Raw genomic sequence first — 4,683 nt, forward strand, 5'->3', positions numbered from 1 at the left:
TTAAGCCAATTTAAAAATTACAACATTTTAAGGCTCCCCGTTATCAACGAAGTCTTTTTTGTCATCAAAAATGGGGAATTCTGACTAACGTCAAATCTTATAATTTACATTCCCTTGAAAACTTGCACGTTAGCAAAAGAAATAAATAAACCTAAAAGGTATTGATTACCTTGTCTTAAAATCAATTCCATGGGTTTATAGGGGGAATGGTTGCCAACGGCCTGCCGCATGGTGCGTAAGGGAATTTTAACCTTACTAACCTTTTAAAAATGCGCGGAGCCAAAGCGTTGGGTTGGGTTTTATATTTTCATTTTATTTTAAAGTCAAATCAACGATTTGGCGTTGTTCGTCGAAGCCGAAAACCTTCCAAATTGCTCTGAATCCCTTATGCACTATAGCGGTTTGTTGCCAGTAGTTTTTTATTTTATTTCTCTTCGTTCGATTTTAAACTTACAAGATACTTTTTCCGCTTTATAGAGAGGTATCCCTTTAGAGTGCGTTACTTGTTTAACAGTTGCAATTTGATCTGATGGGAAGTCAACTCCAAGAACTACTTCTTCTAAATGGTCATCAGAATAAAATACTTTCCTGTCTGTACTTTTGGGATCAGTATTTTTATTGAAGTATTTAAAGAATCGATATTCCTTTTCGTATTTCCATTTTTTTGCCTTGGTATGAGTTTGAATAAAGGAATTTTTCATTCTTTGTTTTTCTAGTGGGTCGAGTTTTGGAAAGTCATTTCTATATTTGACTATTCCACCACCACAAAACTTTTCTGAATTTCTCATCTTTTCTTCGTTGAAACCATAGCAAATTCCTTTATGAAAGTCACCATAATGACTCCACATTAAAATTGAGTCCCATTTTTTTGACATTGATAATACTCCAAGCCTGAGATCTTGACCATTAAATAGAATTTTGTTTGCAAACTCTTGCTCTTTTTCAAGATTATTAGTCAGTCTTGCGGTGTAGCTATCCATCAAGACTTTTATATCTTTACCTGAATTCTTAAGGTGTTCAAAGTTTCTGACTATTATTCCGTCTACATATGCTTGAGTTTTCTCTTTAGTGTCTAAAGATTCAAGGTAAGGTGGAATTCGGCAGTCAAAAGGATCAGTGAACCACCTCGGGGCAAGCCCAGAGGCATCGTTCACTTAGAACAGCTTAAGCTGTTCTCCGCCAACTTTTAGTTGGCGGTATTCATCTTGCTTACCTTGATTTTTGACATAGTTAGCTATCATATTCTCTGTTCCATGCTGCCCTACTGTATTTGTATAATAGCCTTTACCAAAAAACTCGCCTCCCCATAATTCCCTTTTGACCTCTGGACATTGTCGGAATACTTCTCGAGCTATGATACTTTTTACTGTTCTAACTATTTTCGTAACACTATAATCTGGAACAGATTGAATGAGAAAATGAATATGATCCAGGTCGGTTCCTACTTCTAGAAAATACAAGTCGTATCTCAACTCTAATTCTGAACAAATCTCTTTGATCACCTTATCAACATCTTCATCAATTACTATACGTCGATATTTTATGGCACAAACTACATGATATAGCAGTACTGTTACATTATGACTCTTGTGTATTTCTTTACTATCTTGTGACATCGAATCACAAGATACTAATTTCGAGGCAAGCCTCGGGGAATTAAACCCCTGTTAGATTAAACCCCTGTTAGATTAAAATCAATTGGTGAAGAATAAAACAATTCATTCGAATACAACACCTTTTTATGATTGTCTGAAACAAAGTTTCTGTACTTGTATATAGTCTTGGGATATTTCATCAAATTACGGGCAACGGTTGGCCGCATGGCGCTGTAGCAGATTTGCGTTGAGATTGTCCGTCCGAAAGGACGAGACTATCGAGGCGGGAATCTGCCCACCCAAAACCCCACTGCCCCTGCTATGCGCTATTGCGGCGCGTTAGCGGTAGTTATTATTATTTTTTCGTCTATGTAAGTATGTTAATATATATGTGAGTATTGTTGTAAATACGAGAATGGTCGTTCCTTTTATTGGTATTTGTCTTGTTAAAGTCAGCGCAATAATGATGGATATGAATATTAATCCACCGAAGAAAAAGACCTTCGATAATATTGTCTGATAAGGATTTGAGTATTTAATTTCAACTCTTTCTAATTGTTTCTTTGCACTATCAGAAGTCAATTTATCAGGATTGTTAATCAAGTCCTTAAAATCCTTAATTAATAATTCAAAGTCATCCTCCCTAAACCATATTCTTGAACGATATATGGTGTAAGTTGCAGAGTAATCAAATTTTAATTGAAACTTCATGTCACCTGCATTAATGGTGAAGTCATCGAAACCTCTAATCTTCGAAAGTTTGACCTTTTTAGTCTTTATGGGTTTCTCTAGAAGTTGTGAATACTCCTTAATATACAGTTCTCCATTGTCAATCCAAATATCATTTCTTCTTAAACCAAATCTCTTAGCTAATATATAACCGATAAACCCCAAAACTATGATTGGTATAAGCACATTCATTGGTGCTTTAAAAGTTGGCTCCATAAAATCTGCTGCATACAATGGTAAAATAAAGGTGAAAATTACCATGTATAAGACACACCAGCCTGTAAATTTATATATAGTGTAGGTTTTCATTTTTAATTACCGCTAACGGTTGGCCGCATGGCGCTGTAGCAGATTTGCGTTGAGATTGTCCGTCCGAGAGGACGAGACTATCGAGGCGGGAATCTGCACAACCAAAACCTTGCTTGCCCTGCTATGCGCTATTGCGGCGTGTTAGCAATTGTTTTTATTCTTTTGTCATTAATTAGGTTCAAGTGTTTTAACGAATTTATTTTTGTTTCCCTACTAATGAATACTTCATTTTCAATAATCTTTTCTATAGAGTCATTCCTTATTACTGTCTGATAAACAATAGAAATGCCATTACCAATCAATTCCTTCGAAGGAATCTTAAGTATTTTATTTTCAGCTTTTATGTCGATGAAAGTTTGTGAGCTAATTGAATCATTTGGTATTTGATGGACTCGTATTTTAAACTCTAAATCATCTGCTCCAATAAGTTCGAACTTTGTAATGTCTTTGTTCAAGTTTACTGCCACATATTGGCTTTCAGTGTCTATTATTTCGCCATTTTTAGTATAAACAAGCCATTCTTTTGCCCAAAAAGTTCCATTCTCGTCCAAGTGTCCAAATACATGTTGTACTTTGTCTTTATGGACATATATTTTTTCGCTAGGATTACTATGAAAATAGAAAACAATCGAGCTATCAGACGAATCGGTTATAAGTGTGTCAACTTTTGTAAATTCTAGATGATTGAAGTATTCTAAAATATTGGTCTCTTTTTGAGAACATGAATTGATAATAAGAATAGCACTTAACGTTATAAAAAATTTCATATAATCTGAATCGATGTTGCTGATAAATAATTGCTAACGGTTTGTACAGGTTGCGGAGCGGATTTCGGAAAGCGTTCCTGTCCGCGAGGACGTGAACTGCGATGCGAGAATCCGCCGTTGATAGCCGCACCGACCCCGCTCTGAAATATGTACTTTGTTATATAGCGTTTTTTATTTTTCATTAATCCATTCTATAGCTCTTTTAATAACTTTATCGTTTGGCTTACCAATTTCATAATTTGAGAATGTAATTATCTCGTCTGGTTCTATCTCTTTCCCAAAAATATTTCCTTGTCTGTCAGCGTAAATAGAACTTGTCAAAAAAATCATAGAACCATCACTAAGTTTATAATTGGCATTTCCAGTTGACAAACCACCGGTACTTTCTCCAAAACTCCTGGTTTTTCTTTTATTGTGAAATGAAGTTACTACAACTTCACCCGAACTAACTGTTCGCCTACCAGTTAATACCGCAATAGGATTTGAATCATCGATAAGTTCATAGTGCTGTTCACTTAACTTGGTAATTGTAATAGAGTCAATTCCAGATTCACCATTTTGGTAAAACCAAGAAGATTTTTTTTGTTTATTGTCAATAAAATAACCACAAATTCCATTGCCTAATAAAGGTCCAAGTCCTGCTAACATTGGCCAGCAATTACCACCTGTATTCTCTCTTAAATCTATTATCCAGCCTTTAATGTTTTTGTTGTCAATTGATTTTATTTGATTTTGCAAACTATCCGCATATTGCTGAATAGAAACCGAATCGCCACTGCTAAATCCTTTCATTTGGATGTAGCCTATGTTTTTATTTAAGAGTTTGCCTTTAAATGTTATAATTTCATTATTATCAACAGTTTTGCTTGTAGATTGCCATTTTTCAACTTGTCCTTTTGACATAAAGAAACTATGTCTATCTCCTAAATCTTTTAAAATTGATTTTATTATTGGATAACAGTTTTCAATTGAATCTGTATTCTTTAGTTTAGCAAAAGCCTTTCTCTTAATCTCTTTAAAATTAACCGAATCTCGTCTAATTGAATGTTCCTCAACTATTTCAAATACTTCATCCAAATAGTCTTTTGGTGTCACAGCTGTTCTTTGGTTTTTGGAACAACTTATAATGAAAATTAGAAAGAAAAATATATAAATGTATTTCATGTTTCTTTTTTCAAAATGCTATATAACGGCCTGCCGCATGGTGTTGTAAGGCGATTAAACCAAACTAACTTTCCTAAATGAGCGGAGCCAAAGCTTTGTATTTGTTTTTAACTTTTCAT

Annotated in this window: 5 protein-coding genes; all 5 read right to left on the reverse strand. The window is 34.5% G+C overall.

Translation table 11 applies throughout. The annotated features are described in order from the left end of the window. Nucleotides 1-419 precede the first annotated feature (419 nt). The 5 genes from ACSX1H_RS18740 to ACSX1H_RS18760 all read right to left on the reverse strand — a co-directional run bounded on the left by ACSX1H_RS18740 (nt 420) and on the right by ACSX1H_RS18760 (nt 4,564). Nucleotides 420-1,154 (reverse strand): DUF2971 domain-containing protein, encoded by a 735-nt coding sequence (locus tag ACSX1H_RS18740; RefSeq protein WP_439185785.1) that lies wholly within the window; start codon nt 1,152-1,154, stop codon nt 420-422. After that, nucleotides 1,155-1,616 (reverse strand): IS200/IS605 family transposase, encoded by a 462-nt coding sequence (gene tnpA / locus ACSX1H_RS18745; RefSeq protein WP_439185786.1) that lies wholly within the window; start codon nt 1,614-1,616, stop codon nt 1,155-1,157. Nucleotides 1,617-1,934: 318 nt separating this feature from the next. Then, on the reverse strand, nt 1,935-2,633 hold the full coding sequence (locus tag ACSX1H_RS18750; protein ID WP_439185787.1) for a hypothetical protein: 699 nt from the start codon (nt 2,631-2,633) through the stop codon (nt 1,935-1,937). A gap of 128 nt (nt 2,634-2,761) precedes the next feature. Further along, nucleotides 2,762-3,400, reverse strand: a complete 639-nt coding sequence (locus ACSX1H_RS18755; RefSeq protein WP_439185788.1) for a hypothetical protein — start codon at nt 3,398-3,400, stop codon at nt 2,762-2,764. A gap of 171 nt (nt 3,401-3,571) precedes the next feature. Next, a complete protein-coding gene (locus tag ACSX1H_RS18760; protein WP_439185789.1) occupies nt 3,572-4,564 on the reverse strand; it encodes a S41 family peptidase in 993 nt (330 codons plus the stop codon). Between the last annotated feature and the right edge of the window lie 119 nt (nt 4,565-4,683).

It is taken from the genome of Carboxylicivirga taeanensis, from assembly GCF_051851475.1.
Taxonomy (GTDB): domain Bacteria; phylum Bacteroidota; class Bacteroidia; order Bacteroidales; family Marinilabiliaceae; genus Carboxylicivirga; species Carboxylicivirga taeanensis.